Raw genomic sequence first — 17951 nt, 5'->3', positions numbered from 1 at the left:
TCATCTTCTCTAGAATGCAACTGCATATTTTTCATCCTGCTCCGTTGGAATCTGGTTCTGTTCTGTAGATGCTTTTAACTCGTTAGTCAGTTTAAAATGTGCAACAAGCGCATTTAATGTCTCCGCCTGGGCAGAAAGCTCCTCGCTGGAAGCTGCACTTTCCTCGGCTGTCGCAGAATTTGTCTGTATTACGCTGGATATCTGATTGATTCCTAAATTGATTTGTTCAACAGAACTGGCCTGCGCTTCTGAAGCAGCCGAGATCTTTTTTATCAGTGTATTTACTGTTTTTGCTCTGCCTGCAATTTGATTTAGATGTTTTTCCGTCTCAATTACCATGTTATTTCCATTTTCAATGGCAATTAGGGTATTTTGAATAAGTTCCGTGGTGTCTTTCGCTGCTTCAGCACTTTTGCCTGCCAGATTACGTACTTCATCTGCCACCACGGCAAAGCCTCTGCCGGCTTCACCGGCTCTGGCGGCCTCCACTGCCGCATTAAGAGAAAGAATATTTGTCTGAAATGCAATATCTTCAATCGCCTTTATGATTTTTCCAATTTGACTGGAAGTATTTTCAATTCCATTCATGGCTTCCACAAGCTTTTTCATTTGTGCATCACCGCGATCGATTTCCACAGTCGTTTCATCCATATTTGCGCTTGCCTGCCGTGCATGATCCGCATTTTGTTTCACTTTTTCAGACACTTCGTTTATGGACGCCGCGAGTTCTTCTGCAGAGCTTGCCTGTTCGGTTGCGCCCTGGGAAAGTGCCTGTGCCCCGGCAGACATCTGTGCGGAACCAGCCGTCACCTGCTGTGAAGCGATGCTGATTTTTGAAAGAGTTCCGTTTAAAGAAGCAGTAATCTGCTCCAATGATTCTTTAATCGGTGCAAAATCGTTCTGATATTCAATGTCAACAGTGACCCCCATATTGCCGTTTGAAATCTCACTGGTAACGTATGCAATATTGTGAATGTATTCCTTAAGCTCGGCCACCATCATACGCACGCTTCCAGCCAGTTCACCAAATTCATCTTTCGAGGTATAGCCTACTTCCACATCCAGCACACCGCTGGAAAGCTTCTTCATGGCATGCTCAATCTCCTGAACCGGTTTCGTAATATTTCTGATCATATAAAGGCTCAGCAGGATTACACAGAAAAGAATAAAGATACTGAAAATGAGAATAATAAGATAAGCCTTGTTTTCAGCCTGTCTGGCATTTTTATAATACTGATCTGCTACAATCTTTGCAGAATCATTGATGGCACTGGAAAGATCACGTGACGATCCGGCTGCTGCTATAAAATCGGAAAAATACAGTTCTTTTGCTGCCTCTTTATTTCCGCTTTTGTATAAATCAAGCATTTTTTGGTTGAGCTCCTGCCCTGTTGCAGAGTCCTGGATTAACTCATTTAATTTATCCTTATTGGACTGCAGTGTCAGTTTATTTTGTAAAAATGTAATTTTCTCATTAACCTCCGTTCTTTTGCTGTTGAATTCTTTTTCATATTCCGCAGCTTTTTGTGCATCATCAGTCGTAATCATCATAAGCAGATACTTTTCCAAAGCATTCAAGGATTGATTTAATTGCTCAGTTGTGTATACTACCTGATATGCGCCGGAATAAAAGCCGCTAAAATAATGAGATACCGACCGCATGCCTATAGTCACCACACAGGCAAGAAGCGTTCCAAACAGCACCACAATCAGGGTAAAGCTGGTAGACAGTTTTTTGGCAACAGAAAAATTTTTCATTTTTAACCTCCATTTTAATATGTAAAACGGGGGGATACTTTTCTAGGATTTTTACATGGGCCATGAGCCATTGGCCACCATAACAGTAGAATGCCACCCAATGAAATTTCATTGGCGCAGTTTATCCTAAACCCCGAAAAATTCATGTAAATACACGTTGTTACAGCATTTTCTAAGCAACGGTGACTGAGTCTTTGACGGTTAATAAAGGTGTTTCCGTATGCATTACGTACATGGCATTTAGTTTTCCGATTGCTTTCTTTTTTTGTTCATACATGGAATGTGCATAAATATTTAGTGTAATGGATACGTTGGAATGACCCAGAATTTCGCTTAGTGTCTTAATATCTATCCCCAATTCCAAAGCCCTGGTGGCGAACGTATGACGTATGGCGTGGAATTTACGTTTTTTCACGCTGGCGTGTGTCAGAAGCTTTTGAAACAGCTTTTGATATTTTCGCGGATCCATTGGATATTCTGAATTGGTCAGAATAAAGTGATTATTATCAGAACGCTCCATCTTAAGCTCACGGGCCAATTCCAGCAAAAAATCCGGCAATGGAATTTTCCGGACGGAATGGATACTTTTTGGCTTTCCAATATAAAGTACAGTCTTTTTCTTTGTTTCATCAAAGTTTTTGATACGGGATACCGTTCTTGTAACAACCATGGTTCCCGCTTCAAAATCAATATCTTCCCATTTAAGACCACAAACTTCGCCAAGGCGGATTCCGGTATAAAAACAAAGGAGTATACCCAGACATCTTTTATCAGGCGATTGAATAATAGTTCTTTCTAACATTCTTTGTTCCTTCACGGAAAAAGCCTGTACCTCTGCGGAAATTTTCCGTGGCATTTGAATGGCATTTAAAATACTGTCACATTCCTTGTTCCTTTTCATAATCTCCCGCAGAGCTGTTTTATAAATCGTCAGTATTTTTCTTCTGTATGATACGGAAACCCCCTCATGATTATTAATTCGGCATGAAAAGTCAGAAGTTGTCTGAAGTGAAATTTGTTCATTCCCTTTTTCCTGATAAAAAGGAATGACATAACCAACGATACACCGATAGTAGCTTTCGTAGGTTGACGGCTTAACACGGCCTGTGAGATCCCCGTGGAGCCATGCTGTAAATTCTTTTGCGGCATCGCATCTGCTATGTGTGTTACTTGGAAGCTCTTTGGTTATACCCTCCTGCAGCAATTTCTTTTTTTCTTTTACCTCCTTGTAGGTTCTGGCATAGACATACTGATATCTCCCTGGGGATTTTAAGACCCGGCCTTCCCACCGGCCATCTTTTCGTTTGTATATGTTCTCTCCGCGTCTTGGCATAGATAGATTCTCCTTTCCTTTGATGTGACCACCTTTTTGACGGCGAATAGTTAGACTATATCAAAACAATCTTTATTTTCCAACAAAACATACGCTAAAACAGCAGAGCTACTGCTTCAGGAAACCAAATTTCCTTTCATTATCATAATAAATAAGGCGTATGTAACCTATTGACTGTTTTAATAAAGTCGAATATAATAGAAATATGTCGTATTATTAGTAACATTGAGGACGGGGTTTAGGATAAACCGCGTCCTTTTTTATTATTTAACTCATTCTTTTACGTTTTATCAATACATGTTTTGGGCCCGGATATAGTTGCATGCTGAAGGTCTGTCCTCTCTAAGCCTTATGACACTGCATCTGCAGATTATTGTTATAACAATGGGACTGTCACTGAATGAGATTTTCACATAAGATATTGAAATGGCCAACGGCCAGAAACTACCTCTTATAGAATTTTTCATAACTTGACAGTCCCACTGTTTTATTGAGCAAACTTTAAATCAATATCATTCCTTTCAATAAAAAAGATCTCATTCGGCCCTCCGTATTTCTTTCCTTGTCCTGGACAAGAAGAACCGGTAAACTCAGCTCATTTTGCAGTCTTTTGATGAATTTTTCAATTTATTACTCCTCTTTTTCATTATAATTCCAATATACTTGTTCCCATTTTTAGTGTAAGATATTTTTAAACGATCAGAAAGGTAGAAATTATGTCAGAAAATAATAATAATAAATCCTCCCACTCTGGATTAGCGATTGGTATGAGTTTAGGATTGATATTTGGACTACTGTTTAATAATCTTGCCCTTGGCCTATCATTGGGCCTGTTATTTGGCTATGGGAGCGACAAGAAATTAATGAAAAAGAAATAAGTAAGAGTAAATCATATTTGGAAATGGATATTTACCGCAAGCCGTTACAACGGTTAATTTTTATCCTTCAACTACATATAGCCCCTTCTAGCTACACCTCAGTCACAGTGCCAGCCTAGCTTCCTATAACGATGGAACCAGGCATCGGCTCGTATAGGAATAAGCAGATCTTATTACGCTGATGGCTATTACAAGAGGTCCTTTCAGGATATAATCCTGTTTTACTGCCCTTAGACGTTCCGCTAATAACCTTATTACATATCTTCTTACCTACTCAATTTATCCGTTCTCTGTTATTATCCGTTCATGATAAACTGCTGCTTTAAAAGTTCAATCTTAATGCAGCTCTATTGGCTTGACATACCTAGGTTATCTATGTATAATATCCAATATACCAAGTATATCTAGGTATATAAGCAAAAAGGAAACAGACACGGAAAAAAGGAGGAAATTCTATGGACAAACGGTACATGGCTCTGGGGACTTCCATGTTGGTTCTCAAACTTCTGAAACAGCAAAGCATGTATGGATATCAAATAATCCGCGAGCTGGAACAGCAAAGCCGAAATGTATTTCAGCTTCAGGAAGGTACACTCTATCCAATCCTGCACACCCTGGAGCAGCAAGGTGCAGTTACCAGTTACCAGCAGACCGCAGACAATGGACGCCTGCGCAAATATTACGCCATCACCTCTCACGGGCTGAAGCTGTTAGATGAAAAATTAGACGAGTGGAAGGTTTACCAGACTGCCATCAACCAGGTGATAGGAGGTGTTCTGTTTGAATAAAAAAATGCCTGATTCAGACGTTTCCCATTTTCTTAATGAGGTCACCGACCAGATTTCCTATCAGCCGCTGCGTCCTTCCATCCGCCAGGAACTGGAATCCCATATCCAGGACAGTATGGAGGAATTTAAATCCCAGGGGCTTTCCCCGGCCGATGCGGAACGTCAGGCTCTTCGTTGTATGGGAGATGCCGTTGCCATCGGTACTGAACTGAATGAAGCCCACAAGATCCAGAAATCCCCTCTGCTTACATTTTTTACGGCATTGTTCCTCCTCACAGGATTTATTCTCTCAGGCTTTCTGCAATGGACGCCAGAGCAGATGACAAACGGATTTCTTTACTACATTCCAGGAGGAATTCTTCTTATCTTTATAGTGTTAAAGGGGTATCCTCTCCTGATCCGGTACAGAAAGATGCTGGCAATCATTATATGCCTTCTGTATCTGGCTCAAATAGTAATATTTATCCTGACATTTTATAGCGGAGTACGATACGGTATGGCCAGCACTACATATTTTGCCACATTGCTGTTCGCCCCTGTGATTACGGTTCTGCTGTATTGTTCCCGCCTGAACAGAAAAAAATTTCTGACAGCCTCTTTGGGAGGTGTCGTGGTATGGATGTTTTTTATGTATTCAGCATGCCTGTTCCTCGGAGATACTGCAGAAGTTATATTTCTTCTGAGTACATTCGGAACTGTTTGCTTCATGATTCACCGAGGAATACTTCCCGGCAGGAAGAAATATCTTTATCCCATTGCGCTGGCTTTTCTGGTCTTTCTCGGAAGTCCTCTTTTTCTCACAGCTTCCGGCCGCGGTAAAATGAAAGATTTTCTGTTTCCACAGTCTTCTGTACACAGTACCTGGGACGATACATACAATGGGATACTGATTCAGGAGCTGCTTTCAAGAACCCCGCTTACACACGGCCTGGAATTGACACCAGAGGAAATGATGGATTACGGCACCGGTGCATGGTATTTTGCCTCCCGTGATCCACAGAAGATTGGCATAGATGCCAGAATTCAGACCCCCAAACAACAGCAGGAATTTGAAGAAAAAGTGGATGCCCTCCGGGATCAGGGATATTTGCCTCGATATATCAATTACCGGGCGGATGATGTGACCATTTGGGACATTCTTCCTCAGCACTATCATAATAATTACCTGATTGCCGTATGTATCTTCTTGTTCGGATGGATTCCGGGGCTGATGCTGATCGGGGCCTTGGGCCTGTTTTACCTGCTTATTATTTCTTATACCACCGGTCGGATCCACGGGCACCTGGCCTCAGCCCTGGCCTTTAGCTGCAGCCAATGCCTGCTCTGGCAGGGTATCCTTTACATATTGGGAAATTTCGGCCATCAATATGCATCCTTTCCCAATCTTCCTTTGATTTCAGAGGGACGGATAAGTATTACCTGTAATATGTTGCTTCTTGGTCTGATTTTCTCGGCCTATCGTTACGACCATGTAATTGAAGAGCCCGTAAACTACAGGCCTGTTATTCCTGGCTGAAGGATTTAATTGAAACATCAGCACATATTTGTTTAAAAACTTAATGCTATAGGAAAGATAACAGTACTGGTAACCCGCTGCGGCTGCAGTGAACAGCCCTGCGATAGTATCACGATCTCCCAATTATCATCCCGCAAGAAGATACAGCGGCATAAATGAGGGCAATCCCCGGCTGATTGCCCTCATCCCAGTCCTTGGCAATGGTTCCCATTTCTGGGCCCGCTTAATCGGAATTGATGGTGCTAATAATCAGAAATTAAAGGGACTTGACAAAAGAGTATAGCAACCATATACTAATGGCATGGATAAAGAAATTAATAACAAACATAAAATTGCATACGATATTCTGCATTTAGCGCTTTCCTTGGTTGATCTGGATAAAAAAACTCGTTACTACGGGACAGATGTGCCGATTTTTTACTCTGAAATACACGTAATAATGGCTATAGCCGAGCATCCTGGTATTCATGTAGGTGGTCTAGCCGATATTCTAGGAGTAACAAAAGGGGCTGTTTCCGAAATTCTAAAAAAACTAGAGCGAAAGGCTCTGGTTATAAAGGAAATTGATGATCTTAATTTATCGAGATATTCATTGGATTTAACGGAAAAAGGTAAAAAAGCTCATAGTCGCCATATGTATTATCATACTATTTTAAACAATATGGTTGCAGCCGAGCTACAAGATGCCTCCGAACATGAATTAGAATTTTTGTCAAATTTTTTATCATCACTGAAGGATAAGGTTAAAACTTCCAATGATATTTTTGATGAATAAAAATTTCACCCAAGCGTATGGTTGCTATACACATTTTTTTACCATGGAGTTAGGGGGTGCTAACATTAAAAAGAAGAACAAATCATCACAGTCATATCTGGCTTCTGAAGATAAAGAGGTGAGTAAACAGAAGTATAAACATAAAATATCTAAAGCTGATGAAAGGAGTTTATGGGCTATTTATAATTATTACGCCTCATGTATTTCCTTTTCTCTTTATCCATATAATTATTCAATATTTCCGCAAATTACTTTTGAAAATAAGTTGGAGAATAATACAATTAATAAACACCTAAAAAAGGAAGACGAATAAATAATTATAGCAAAGAGTATAGCAGCCATACGCATTTTGTCTATATTCGCATGAGGAGGGTCAATAACGGTGAATCAAAATATGTGTTATCATTCGGGAAAAAAACTTAGTACCTCAAAGGAGGAATATTTAAAAGCTATATATAAATTATCTAAAAAAACACAAGCCGTACGCTCAATAGATCTTGCTGTTTATTTAGGAGTTTCAAAGCCAAGTGTTAATAATGCAGTGACTATATTGCAAGAGGAGGGATTCGTTGTTAAACCTTTACGCGGCGAAATCCACCTTACTGATGAAGGGTATAAACAAGGGCAAATCATTACAGCTAAGTTTCAGATTATAAAACAATTACTAATTACCTGTTGCAATGTTAATGAACGGACAGCAAGTAAAGATGCTTGTAAAATGGAGCATCTTATCAGTGATGAAACTGCTATTGCACTAAAAAAATATATGATCAAGTGTAAAGAGATGTTCCTTGAGCAATAAAAAATGGGAAAGATAAGTCTCCATTCCCTTTTCACTGGCGGTGGCGGTCTGGTATTTCTACAAATAGTAAAAATATCAATATTCATAAATAAAATCAAAACAGATAAACGTCAATACCTTACAGTAAATGATGTTTATCTGTTCTTAACGGCTATAAAATTTTCTGCAAATTATCCGTATCCCGCATGAAAGCCAATCTGTAAATACCTTTCAGACTGTCAACAAAGCTACTATCCCCGTCGATTAATTTGGATAAATCCATAGCATATGCTAATTGTTTACTATCTCCGTTCATATCAAAGACCGCATTTGCTATCCTTCGTCCTTTTGCGGCCTGATAAAAATCCTTTCCAAATGACAGCTGTGAATCATATAACTGATTTAAAGCAGCTATGATATTTGTATGCTTATCTACGGACAAAGCAACCCGATAATTCTCTGGCAGCCATTCTAAGCTTCCCCATACTTCACAGCCATAGAATCGATGTGGCCTTGCGGCCTCCGGCAGTCTCCGAACCGCTTCCATAACTCTGACTGACGCTGCGGCATGGGTAAGATGCCGATCTAAAAAGCTATGGCAGTATATCACCTCTGGCTTCACATACGAAATGATTTTCATCAGCTTAGCAACAATATCATCCTGTCCTGGTGCCTTAATTTCCTGACTTTTGCAGTTCATGAAGATGTGGGCCGAATATTCCCCGACCATGGCAGCCATTTCCTGTTCTTTCCGCCTAATGCTGCACATTTTAGCCTCAGAATAAGGTGTATAGATACCACCCCGGCAGCTTCCGGCACCATCGGTTAAGGTGATGCCGCCGAACCAGCTTTGCTCCTGATGAAAGCAAGCAGCAATCCCATCGGCTGCCATCAGCTCAATATCATCCTGATGCGCACCGATTGCCAGATGTGTGATTCTTTTTAAAGCCTTGGAAACCTCCTCACTATCAGGAATATAGACATCTTCTTCATTCAAGCCAAGCTCGGATAACAGTTTACCAGCCATATTTTGATGCTCCCCATTCCCGACGTTCGATTTCCTGCTTCACAATAATTACGGAATTTGATGCCACATCATGGTCTGCTATAAATCCTGGTCCAAGTGCGCAATTGGAACCGATTTTAATACCTGGCAAAAACACATTACATATTCCGGTCCGGGTATAGTCACCAATAAATACACCATTGCTGAAGCGGCTATGGTAACGCTTGTCGCCTGCTTTCTGCCAGCTTTCTGCGTCATTGAACTTCACAATACCGGTCTGGCAGTTGGCGGCGATATCGACATTAGTGCCAATCACACCATAAAGCTCGCAGTTGTGAACTGCTGCGACCCGGTCAAAGGTAACCCCAGTCACCTCTGCCAGATATCCGATTTTATTATTATTGCCGATAACCGTATGATCGGATATTTTACAATAATGCTGCACAAGACAGTTGTTACCTATAACTACATTTTTACCAATAATGGCACCATTTTCGATTACAGTATCATTGCCGATCTGACAATTGCCTTCGATAATTACACGATCACCGATACGGCTATTTTCCCCTAATGAAATTTTTCCCTTAATTACTGCCATACTGCTGATTTCGGAACCTTTGGCAAGCTTGTCTTCACGCATGCTGCCAACTATATGTTGGCAGTAAAGGTGATTGGCTTCCATAATGTCCCAAGGAAGATCGATGTCTGTAAATACCTCGGAAACATAAACTGCGGCAATCTCAATTCCATCTTCAAGTGCTGTCTGCAGACACTGTTCCAGGTAAAAGCCATCCGGCGACATCCCACCCACAGGCATATTTAAAAAGCGGCCTGGCGCATTCCTGATATATTCAGTCATCTGGCCTTCAAGGGCAAATACTCCGCCACTTCTAGCGTTAACATAATGTGGCCGTGGGTGTCCATAATATGCCTGAACCATCTCATTCGCTGCAGCACAAATATAGTTTGTCGCATCAAAGTTTCCCACCTGACGCTCCAGTAAAACACTCGTCCCGCGCTCCTGATAAACCTCGAGTAAATGGTTTAAGTCAGCATCTTCCAAGTAAATATCACCATAGTAGAGAAGTGTCCCATCGTCTTCTGACATCTGTCCTGCGATTACTTCATTCATATTAGCATCTGTTGCAGACAGAAAGTGCAGACCCGGATACTGCCGCAGCAAATATTTAACCTGTTTTTCCTGATATCCTGTTATCAAGGTTATTTCCTCGAATTCGGCCCTCTTTAATTGTCTGACGATTCTCTCAACATTGGGAACACCGCCTACTGGTAAACATGACTTTTGATTCTTGTCATTAAAAGGCCAGATCTTCTTTCCGCTTCCGCCACATAGAATCATTGCTTTCATGATAATACCCCTATTTGAAATATCCATAATACTGATCAAAAAGCTGATCATTATATTCATCAGCACCGTCAAGATTAGAGCTTTTAAAGACTGGCGGAACACAGCCGGACTGAACCAGATTCTCAATTGTCTTAACAATAATCGATTGGGCAATGGCGGTACCGGTAGTATCGGAGGTCGGCCCGGTCGGCACTTCAAAGCCCGGAATGTAATACGCTGCATCGCCCTTATCGGCATGATTGTCGATAACTACGTCAGCTATCTCATGAATCCGCTTGCCGCTTTTATGCCTTGAGGTTTGCTGTTTGGCATGCTGCAAAGAGGTAATCGCAATTACTCTTGCACCGATTTTTTTTGCTTCCAGGCACATCTCCACCGGAACACTATTTCTTCCTGAATTAGAAATCACCATCAAAGTGTCATCTGGTCCGACTTTATAGAGGCGAAGCATAGATTCGGCATATCCCTCCAAACGTTCCAAATATGTACTTTTATTAGGCATTTCATGCAGCATCAATTCTGGCAGAAGGATTGCCTTTACATAAGCCAGTCCGCCGGCTCTGATATAGATATCTTCTGCAACCATATGGCTGTGCCCGCTGCCAAAGACATAAAAACGACCATTCTTCTTGCAAGTTTCCGCAACATATGCGGCGGCTTGCTCAATATTTTCAGCTTCCTGTTGTTTCACATCCTGCAATTTCTGAATTGTAAAATCCAAATAATCCTTAATTATATTCATAATATTTCCTCCAAACTAATTATTCGATTGCTAACCTAAAATACCGAAATAATTGCCGATAATACCAATAAAGAACAGGATAAAGATAATAACTATCGGACTTATTTTCTTATTCAGTAATTTCATACATGCAAATGTCAGCCCTAACGCCAAAATCCCTGGTACTAACTCATCCAAAACATTCTGTACGGTCGTAACCACTTCCTTGCCTTCAACCATGAGCCGGGTTATAACAAGCGGTACATTGATTGAAGTCCATTGATTCACCAATGCTCCCATGATAAACAGGCCCAGAACGGAAGCGCCTTCGGTTAATTTTTTCAAAGCATTGCCAGATATATCCGCCAGTAGTGATAGTCCTTTTTGATATCCAAAATCCAGGCTGTACCACATAAAACCAAGTCGAATCACGTTAAATAGTAAGAAAAATAAAAGCGGTCCTAAGAAATTACCCTGTAAAGCAAAGCTTGCTCCAAGTGCTGCCAGTAATGGGCGTAACGTTCCCAGGAAAACCGGATCACCTACACCAGCCAGCGGTCCCATCAGACCGATTTTGACCGCGTTAACCGCCCCATCATCAATATCTCCTCCTAAGGCGATTTTCTCTTCCAGTGCGATATTTACACCAAGAATAGGATTTGCCATAAACTGATGCGTGTTAAAATATTCCAGATGCCGCTTATAAGCCTCGATTCGATCTCCCTTTTTGTCATAAATCTTATTCAAAACAGGAATCAGATCAAAACAATATCCTAAAGCTTGCATTCTTTCATAATTCCATGATCCCTGATGAAAAAATGTCCTTACATATACTTTTAATAAATCCTTTTTTTGTATTTTATTTGTTTCCATTTTTGCTACCTCCCCTAATCCAAATCATCACCCACTGCTAACGGCACACGGTTACCATATTCCGGATTCAGTTTCAGATAAATAAGAGCGATACAGGTTCCAATCACACCAAAGGCAATCAGGTTGTAGTTGCTAAAGGCAGCGATGATAAATCCAAGAAAGAAGAATGGCATCAGATATCTGGCTTTCATCATATTAATAACCATTGCATAGCCCACAACTACGATAAAACCACTAGCTACTGTAAGACCATCGGTGATAAACGCAGGAATTGCATTTAAAGCAGACTGAACCATTTCGCCATTAATAAAGACACACACCAGCAGTGCCGGAATAATGATTCTCAGAGCATGTAGCAGCATCGGAATGATATGACAAATCTCGATGCCTCTCCAATTACCTTGCTCCGCATATTTATCAGCCTTATGGATGAAATAGACAGCAATTGTCCGAATAAAAGTATTTAAAATCTGACCTGTCATTGCAATCGGAATAGCTACCCCTATTCCGGAAGCAATACTCTGCTTTCCTAAAATTACAAGAATCGTTGATATTACTCCCGCCAATGCAACATCGGGCGGCAGCGCCGCACCAATATTCATCCAGCCTAAACTCATCATCTCCAAGGTACCGCCCAGGATAATACCCGACTTGACATCACCCAGAATCAATCCTAAAAGGGTACAAACAATCAGGGGTCTTTCAAATTGAGAATTTTCCAGCACACTCTCAACACCTGCCAGGCCACCAACGAAAAGAACAAGAATAATCTGTATGCCATTCATCTCCCCATTACCTCCATTAAATCAATCTGGTTATCGGATGACAGCATCCGAATTTCCAGTCTGACACCAGCTTCATGAATCTGAATTAAATTAGCTTTGTCATTTTCATCAATAAAAACCGCTGTTGCCAACTGCTTCTTACCATTTTTAAAGCTCATTCCCCCAACATTAATGGATTTCAGTTGAACACCGTTTTGCAATAAAGCCAAAACATCCATAGGATTAGCAAAAATTAACATCGCCTTCAGATCCTGATGCTTTGGATTATGATATACTTCCGCCGCTTTCTTTATTGTTAGCACATTAAGTTTTATACCCGGAGGAATTGAAGCTGCAAGCAGTCTTTTTCGAATTTCATCTCCGGCCACCTGGTCATTGACTATAATGATACGTTCACATTTGGTATATTTCACCCAATCCGTAACAACTTGTCCATGCACCAGCCTGTCGTCAATTCTTGCCAGAACAATATTCATTCCAATTCCTCCAAAATCTCTTGCTGCTCTCCCAGCCGGCCAGACAGCAATACAATTGTATCTGCCTTAATATTCATGATTCGCTCTGTCAGCGTCTGTAATGACAGCATTTCTCTTATCTGCAGTACTTCCAGTAACAACGGCAGGTTAACCCCAGCCACCACTTCTACATGCGGCTGGCTTAAAGCTATCTGCGCTGCTACATTATATGGACTTCCTCCTAATATATCCGTTAGAATAAGATAACCATCCGGATTACAGGAATCTAACACTTGTTCCATCTGCTGAGTAAACTGACTGATGTTTTCGCCAGGATAAAACCCCAGAGCAAATACCTGTTCTTGCCTTCCAAAGAGCAGCGCCGATGTCTTCAAAAATGCATCTGCCAATTCCCCATGGGATGCAACGATAACAGTTACCATCGTAACATACCTCCCCTAAACTAATTATTAATAATCACATCAATTGAGTACTTGTAGCCATTATACAAAGCAATTTCATACTCGATTGGTTTTGAGTTCTTATCATAGCCAATCGAAAATGACCTTAGTGCAACGCCCTGGTCTTTTTGGAATAATATCTGTGCCTGTTCACCAGTTACTTCGACCGTATTTATCGTCTGTACAGCGCGCTCAATTCTGAGTCCATATTCTCTCTCCATTGTTTCATATAGAGAGCATGTTGAAAATTCATACTTTTCTAAGTCAGGAAGTTCGATAGCTGGAAGATAGACCTGTTCAATGGATAAGGCGACGCCCGAAGCTTTACGAATCCGTGCCAGACTATAAACCATATCCCCTTCAATGATTCGTAGTTTCCTGGCAATTTCATCAGATGCAGGTACCTGCTCAAAGGATAACACTTCACTGCTGGCTTCATATCCCTGTTCTTTCATAATCTGTGTAAATCCCTTTAAGGAATATAACCGGTCATATTCAATCGTAGACACGAAAGCCCCTTTTCCCTGCGCCTTAAATAAAATTCCGGTTGAAACTAATTCATCCAATGCTTTTCTTACCGTCATGCGGCTGCATTGAAACATCTCGCATAATTCCTGTTCGCTTGGTATTGCCCCACCTCTGATATAAACTCCGTTTTTAATACATTTTTCTATGTAGTCAATTATCTTTTTGTAAATAGGCATCTGGCTACTTCCTTCCATCTTCTTTATTTATCACACCTTTCATTATAACATACTTTCTGTTTCTCAGATCTTTAAATCAAGGCCTTGGTCGAACATTGTATATATACAACTTATATATACAAGTTGTATATATACATTAACACGAACGCTCTGCTCTGTCAATAAAAAATTACATAGATTTAAAAAAACAGCTATGAATACGAAGTAATCAAGGAAAACAAAGTCCATCAAAAAGAAGGGAAGCGTTTTATACTATTAACAACGAATGCAAAAATCATTTTAGAAAAAATCAAAGAACTTAATCCTAAGAGTGATTATCTATTCATGCGTAATGGTACGCCATTATCCACCTGCACATTTAACCTCCATATTTGGCGTTGCTGTGAAGATTTGGGGATGAATACCGTTCTTCCCATAAGGTACGTTTTTCAACCGCTTCTATTATGTACAAAAATTGGGTTGTTACACCTGAATTCCAAAAAATGTTAGGACATACCACGCTTGCAATGACAGCTCACTATCTGCGCTCTGTAACGTCGGAAGAGGATACCTTACAAAATTATATGATTTTTAGGTTAAAAGGACCCTGCACCAATTTGAACCAATTATATATAAAATCAAAAATGCTTCAAACCATTGTTAAATGTAAATGGTAAATAACTCGTCTACTTACGGGTTCCTCGCAAAATGATAATGGTGTAAAGTTGAAAAAGTTTCTAACAAACTTTTCACACAGAACTCAAGGAGTTACGTGTAAATCGTTCCGGCGAAAGATTACTGGGAAGGGCTCGTTTGATTTCCGGTTCAAGGGCCTTAACCATATCAACGATTGTCATATTTTTTGTCAGCTTAACCGAATGACTTTTGCCTCCACCGCCTGCTGCCCTCTTCTCTAATTCCTGTTTTACATCTGACAATTTCTCATTCCTTTCATTTTAATTTATTTAATTAATTAAAAAGGACCATCCTGCATCCAGCAAGACGGTCTCTCTCATCAATAATCAAAATATTATATTAGAATAATCACGTCTGGAATCAACGACTGCATATATAAATACCGTTTGATCCCGCTCTCTAACCTTAAAAAAAGCCAGATGATTTTCCACAGGTACAATTCTGAATTTCATTTTCTTTAAGCTATTGTCCGATTCTTTTGTCGAATAGTCATACTTAGAGTATCCGAGCTCTGTATCCAGTTCCGCCTCCAACATACCTTGCAAAGTATCACCAAGCAGGTTTCACCGCACTCGCGAGTTCCATAGAAAACTTGACTGCGTGTTCCTCGTTCCTGCTCAATTAATCACTTCCTTGTAGAAATCTCAGTTTTGTTTACTGTGCTACTTTTTTAATGGAATTACTGAAGCTGTCAAAATAGAACTTTTTACCAATTAGTTTTATGTTAAACTCTCCTTCTCCCGGTACTCAAGGAAATTTCAATTCCGCCTTTAAAATACATCCATCTACCTTGCTTGTATGATACAATTGGAATACCATCTTTAAATTTCCCAAAGGAGACCTTAATGTGAAGAAAAAAGTTAAGAGACAGAAGCGCATAGTTAATATAACAATAATCGTGTCCATATTAATCCTTACCATTTTAGGCTCGGTTTTTAAAAACATTCCATATAAAGCCTTAGTGCTGGCTAATTGGATTATTGTCTCTGTAATATCCCATAAAGTTGATCGTTGCCCATATTGCAAGAAATACTTGGGTTTTAGACACTCTTTTAGTTGCCCTCACTGCAGAAAAACATTTAGTACCACTTACATTAGATAAATCTTAATTCTCTGACCGAAACCAGAAGCCCCGGCTAACCAAAATTTAAAACCATTCTATCGTCCATTACTTGAAAAGCTTCTGGAACGCATGAGCTGAACAGAACTGCGTCAAACTCATGTTTTAGAGAATGAACGAATGCATAATCAAGAATAACCTGATCTGCTCTTTGGCCATCCAAGTACCGTTCTTCTGGACGAACCACAATATACTCCGTTCCGCCTTGTGTTCGTATCATATTTTTTTCCTGGTCACAATAGGTTCCATCTCTTTTCTATGTACCGCATCAAGAACTCTCATACCTCTTTGCATATTCTCAGGAATGATTAGTATTTTCAGCATTTCACGCCTCCTCAAGTTCTAATCTCCTGGCCGGAATACGCAGATCTGGAACTGGACATAATCCTGTATATGTATAGGCCGGCGCCTGAGCAGAAAAGGTCATAACCGGTGGTGCTTTTATCGACTCATCCGCTTCAGCCTGCAATCTGCGATTTACACTGTTCTTCTGTGCCCGGCAGTCTTTTGATGATTTTGTATTATATCTCTATTTTTCTCATTAATTATGTAACACCAATATAAACAACTAATATAATACTAGTAAAACAAGTGCTTAAAAAATAGTTGATTTTATAAGGAGTCAAAATTATGAATATAAAATCTGTAATTGCTTATCGTATTGATGACATTATTAACGTTTTAGTTTTAGCTGACCTGCCGCGTCCGTGTGATTATGCCAGAATTTATGGTACATATCCGGGAAATATATATCATGTTGCGGATCCTGGCAAAGCAGAAGTATATATTGAATTTTATGAGAGCCCTGAAACATGTTCTACAGTTATTCAACCATGGTTATCAAGTGTACATATAAAAGACACTGCTTATAACGAAGTGGATGTCTTTGTTGATGGTGGAAGCGTAGTATCTGTTCCAATATTTAATTATTCTATGCCCCAACCCACAACTTTCTATCTAAGATAAGTTTATTGATCAAAATTCATCCACAACGTTTCCGCCCTCGGAAGACTGTTCTGCGCTCTGGCCGGAATCTGCAGCTTACGCCAGCCTTTCAAATACTTCTCATACAGCTCACAATCATATCCGGAAAGCATTGTCTTAGCTTTGCTGTGAATACTTGTATCTAACAACTCCTCATGATCCTGGTCAGACATTTCATACCGGCATTGCTTCCGGCCTCGTGCAGACCATACATAAGGCGGATCCAAGTAGATCAACACATTCTCATGATCGAAGGCTTTGATCAGCTCCAGCGCCGGCTTATTCTCAATCTGCACACCTTTTAGCCTGATCGCCATCTCCACCAGTGCTTCCGGAAGTAGATTCCAATACCGAACCGCATAAGCTGCTTCCCTGCCGTAAACATCTTTCTTCCAACCACAATCTCCATTCAGTCTAAATCCGTGACTCTGCATGGATTTAACCGCAAAGGACCCGACCTGCTCCACAGGTGACTGAGTCTCTCTTGTAAAAGATTCCTCATAGATCTGCATGGAATACGACGTATATATAAGCCACTCCTGCAACTCCTGACAGCTTTCCGGATTCTGAATCACCCGAAAGAAGTTCACCACATCGTCGTCAAGATCGTTTACCGTCTCAATCCTGGAAGGAGGCTTCTCAAAGAGGACAGCCCCTCCTCCAAAGTATGGATCCAGATAGCTGTGATGCACTGGTATATTTCCGATTATTTAGGAGGCAAATTCAGCCAGCATACAGCACGCCTTAGGTATTCCGGATGCATACATCATGAGCCGTGGCGGTTGGGGGAATGATGGAGTATTAAAAAATGTATATCGTCATGCCATGACAGGAAAAGCACAAGAAATGAACCAGATTGCAAACACTGATATGCAACACGAAAAGAAAAATCCCTAGTATTTACTAGGGATTTAGAGAGGCGACAACCAGATTTGAACGGATTGTATCGCTGAAGACACTTGTAGAAAG

The 17951-nt window shown here is 40.5% G+C and carries 20 protein-coding genes and 1 pseudogene; 8 read left to right on the top strand and 13 right to left on the bottom strand.

Going from position 1 to position 17951, the window contains the following annotated elements:
- Positions 1 to 9: 9 nt before the first annotated feature.
- Positions 10 to 1758, bottom strand: a complete 1749-nt coding sequence (locus CLOSA_RS01160; protein ID WP_013270955.1) for a methyl-accepting chemotaxis protein — start codon at positions 1756 to 1758, stop codon at positions 10 to 12.
- A 172-nt stretch (positions 1759 to 1930) separates the two neighbouring features.
- Positions 1931 to 3091, bottom strand: coding sequence for a tyrosine-type recombinase/integrase (locus tag CLOSA_RS01155; protein WP_013270954.1), 1161 nt, complete (start codon positions 3089 to 3091; stop codon positions 1931 to 1933).
- A 716-nt stretch (positions 3092 to 3807) separates the two neighbouring features.
- Between CLOSA_RS01155 and CLOSA_RS22805 the strand changes: the two genes are divergently transcribed.
- The 5 genes from CLOSA_RS22805 (at position 3808) to CLOSA_RS01130 (ending at position 7850) form a co-directional block, all read left to right on the top strand.
- A complete protein-coding gene (locus CLOSA_RS22805) occupies positions 3808 to 3969 on the top strand; it encodes a hypothetical protein (RefSeq protein ID WP_166431292.1) in 162 nt (53 codons plus the stop codon).
- A gap of 455 nt (positions 3970 to 4424) precedes the next feature.
- Positions 4425 to 4757: a PadR family transcriptional regulator gene (locus tag CLOSA_RS01150; RefSeq protein WP_013270953.1), complete on the top strand. Its 333-nt coding sequence runs from the start codon at positions 4425 to 4427 to the stop codon at positions 4755 to 4757.
- A complete protein-coding gene (locus CLOSA_RS01145) occupies positions 4750 to 6273 on the top strand; it encodes a permease prefix domain 1-containing protein (RefSeq protein WP_013270952.1) in 1524 nt (507 codons plus the stop codon). The genes CLOSA_RS01150 and CLOSA_RS01145 overlap by 8 nt, the downstream gene beginning before the upstream one ends.
- A 301-nt stretch (positions 6274 to 6574) precedes the next feature.
- On the top strand, positions 6575 to 7048 hold the full coding sequence (locus CLOSA_RS01140) for a MarR family winged helix-turn-helix transcriptional regulator (protein WP_013270951.1): 474 nt from the start codon (positions 6575 to 6577) through the stop codon (positions 7046 to 7048).
- A gap of 382 nt (positions 7049 to 7430) precedes the next feature.
- Complete coding sequence (locus tag CLOSA_RS01130) at positions 7431 to 7850, top strand: metal-dependent transcriptional regulator (RefSeq protein WP_013270949.1); 420 nt, start codon at positions 7431 to 7433, stop codon at positions 7848 to 7850.
- A gap of 151 nt (positions 7851 to 8001) precedes the next feature.
- On the opposite strand, the gene CLOSA_RS01125 is transcribed toward CLOSA_RS01130, so the two are convergent.
- The 8 genes from CLOSA_RS01125 to CLOSA_RS01090 are packed head-to-tail and all read right to left on the bottom strand — an operon-like array spanning position 8002 to position 14203.
- Entirely contained in the window at positions 8002 to 8856 is an 855-nt protein-coding gene (locus CLOSA_RS01125; RefSeq protein ID WP_013270948.1) for a PIG-L deacetylase family protein, read from the bottom strand.
- Positions 8846 to 10204 carry an NTP transferase domain-containing protein gene (locus CLOSA_RS21595; protein WP_013270947.1) on the bottom strand — a complete coding sequence of 453 codons (1359 nt, stop codon included), beginning with the start codon at positions 10202 to 10204 and terminating at the stop codon, positions 8846 to 8848. The genes CLOSA_RS01125 and CLOSA_RS21595 overlap by 11 nt, the downstream gene beginning before the upstream one ends.
- 10 nt (positions 10205 to 10214) lie before the next feature.
- Positions 10215 to 10946, bottom strand: a complete 732-nt coding sequence (locus CLOSA_RS01115) for an SIS domain-containing protein (protein WP_013270946.1) — start codon at positions 10944 to 10946, stop codon at positions 10215 to 10217.
- A gap of 30 nt (positions 10947 to 10976) precedes the next feature.
- Entirely contained in the window at positions 10977 to 11798 is an 822-nt protein-coding gene (locus CLOSA_RS01110) for a PTS system mannose/fructose/sorbose family transporter subunit IID (protein ID WP_013270945.1), read from the bottom strand.
- A 14-nt stretch (positions 11799 to 11812) separates the two neighbouring features.
- Complete coding sequence (locus CLOSA_RS01105) at positions 11813 to 12583, bottom strand: PTS mannose/fructose/sorbose transporter subunit IIC (RefSeq protein WP_013270944.1); 771 nt, start codon at positions 12581 to 12583, stop codon at positions 11813 to 11815.
- Entirely contained in the window at positions 12580 to 13059 is a 480-nt protein-coding gene (locus CLOSA_RS01100) for a PTS system mannose/fructose/N-acetylgalactosamine-transporter subunit IIB (RefSeq protein WP_013270943.1), read from the bottom strand. The genes CLOSA_RS01105 and CLOSA_RS01100 overlap by 4 nt, the downstream gene beginning before the upstream one ends.
- Positions 13056 to 13481 (bottom strand): PTS sugar transporter subunit IIA, encoded by a 426-nt coding sequence (locus CLOSA_RS01095; RefSeq protein WP_013270942.1) that lies wholly within the window; start codon positions 13479 to 13481, stop codon positions 13056 to 13058. The genes CLOSA_RS01100 and CLOSA_RS01095 overlap by 4 nt, the downstream gene beginning before the upstream one ends.
- Before the next feature lie 20 nt (positions 13482 to 13501).
- On the bottom strand, positions 13502 to 14203 hold the full coding sequence (locus CLOSA_RS01090) for a GntR family transcriptional regulator (protein ID WP_049791629.1): 702 nt from the start codon (positions 14201 to 14203) through the stop codon (positions 13502 to 13504).
- 413 nt (positions 14204 to 14616) lie between these two features.
- Between CLOSA_RS01090 and CLOSA_RS23645 the strand changes: the two are divergent.
- Positions 14617 to 14859: pseudogene (locus CLOSA_RS23645) on the top strand (hypothetical protein); the annotation flags it as partial.
- 72 nt (positions 14860 to 14931) lie between these two features.
- Here the strand turns inward: CLOSA_RS23645 and CLOSA_RS01085 are convergent.
- Entirely contained in the window at positions 14932 to 15120 is a 189-nt protein-coding gene (locus CLOSA_RS01085) for a DNA recombination protein RecT (protein WP_013270940.1), read from the bottom strand.
- A gap of 894 nt (positions 15121 to 16014) precedes the next feature.
- Positions 16015 to 16218 carry a hypothetical protein gene (locus tag CLOSA_RS01075; RefSeq protein ID WP_013270939.1) on the bottom strand — a complete coding sequence of 68 codons (204 nt, stop codon included), beginning with the start codon at positions 16216 to 16218 and terminating at the stop codon, positions 16015 to 16017.
- A gap of 410 nt (positions 16219 to 16628) precedes the next feature.
- On the opposite strand from CLOSA_RS01075, the gene CLOSA_RS01070 reads away from it, so the two are divergent.
- Positions 16629 to 16964, top strand: a complete 336-nt coding sequence (locus tag CLOSA_RS01070) for a hypothetical protein (protein WP_013270937.1) — start codon at positions 16629 to 16631, stop codon at positions 16962 to 16964.
- Positions 16965 to 16966: 2 nt separating this feature from the next.
- Here CLOSA_RS01070 and CLOSA_RS01065 read toward each other — a convergent pair whose 3' ends face one another.
- Positions 16967 to 17674: a DNA adenine methylase gene (locus CLOSA_RS01065; RefSeq protein ID WP_242647774.1), complete on the bottom strand. Its 708-nt coding sequence runs from the start codon at positions 17672 to 17674 to the stop codon at positions 16967 to 16969.
- Positions 17675 to 17750: 76 nt separating this feature from the next.
- On the opposite strand from CLOSA_RS01065, the gene CLOSA_RS23365 reads away from it, so the two are divergent.
- On the top strand, positions 17751 to 17879 hold the full coding sequence (locus CLOSA_RS23365; RefSeq protein WP_278145207.1) for a hypothetical protein: 129 nt from the start codon (positions 17751 to 17753) through the stop codon (positions 17877 to 17879).
- Positions 17880 to 17951 lie beyond the last annotated feature (72 nt).

Origin of the sequence: [Clostridium] saccharolyticum WM1 (assembly GCF_000144625.1) — a bacterium.
GTDB lineage: Bacteria > Bacillota > Clostridia > Lachnospirales > Lachnospiraceae > Lacrimispora > Lacrimispora saccharolytica.
This window is presented reverse-complemented; position numbering and strand designations above follow the sequence as displayed.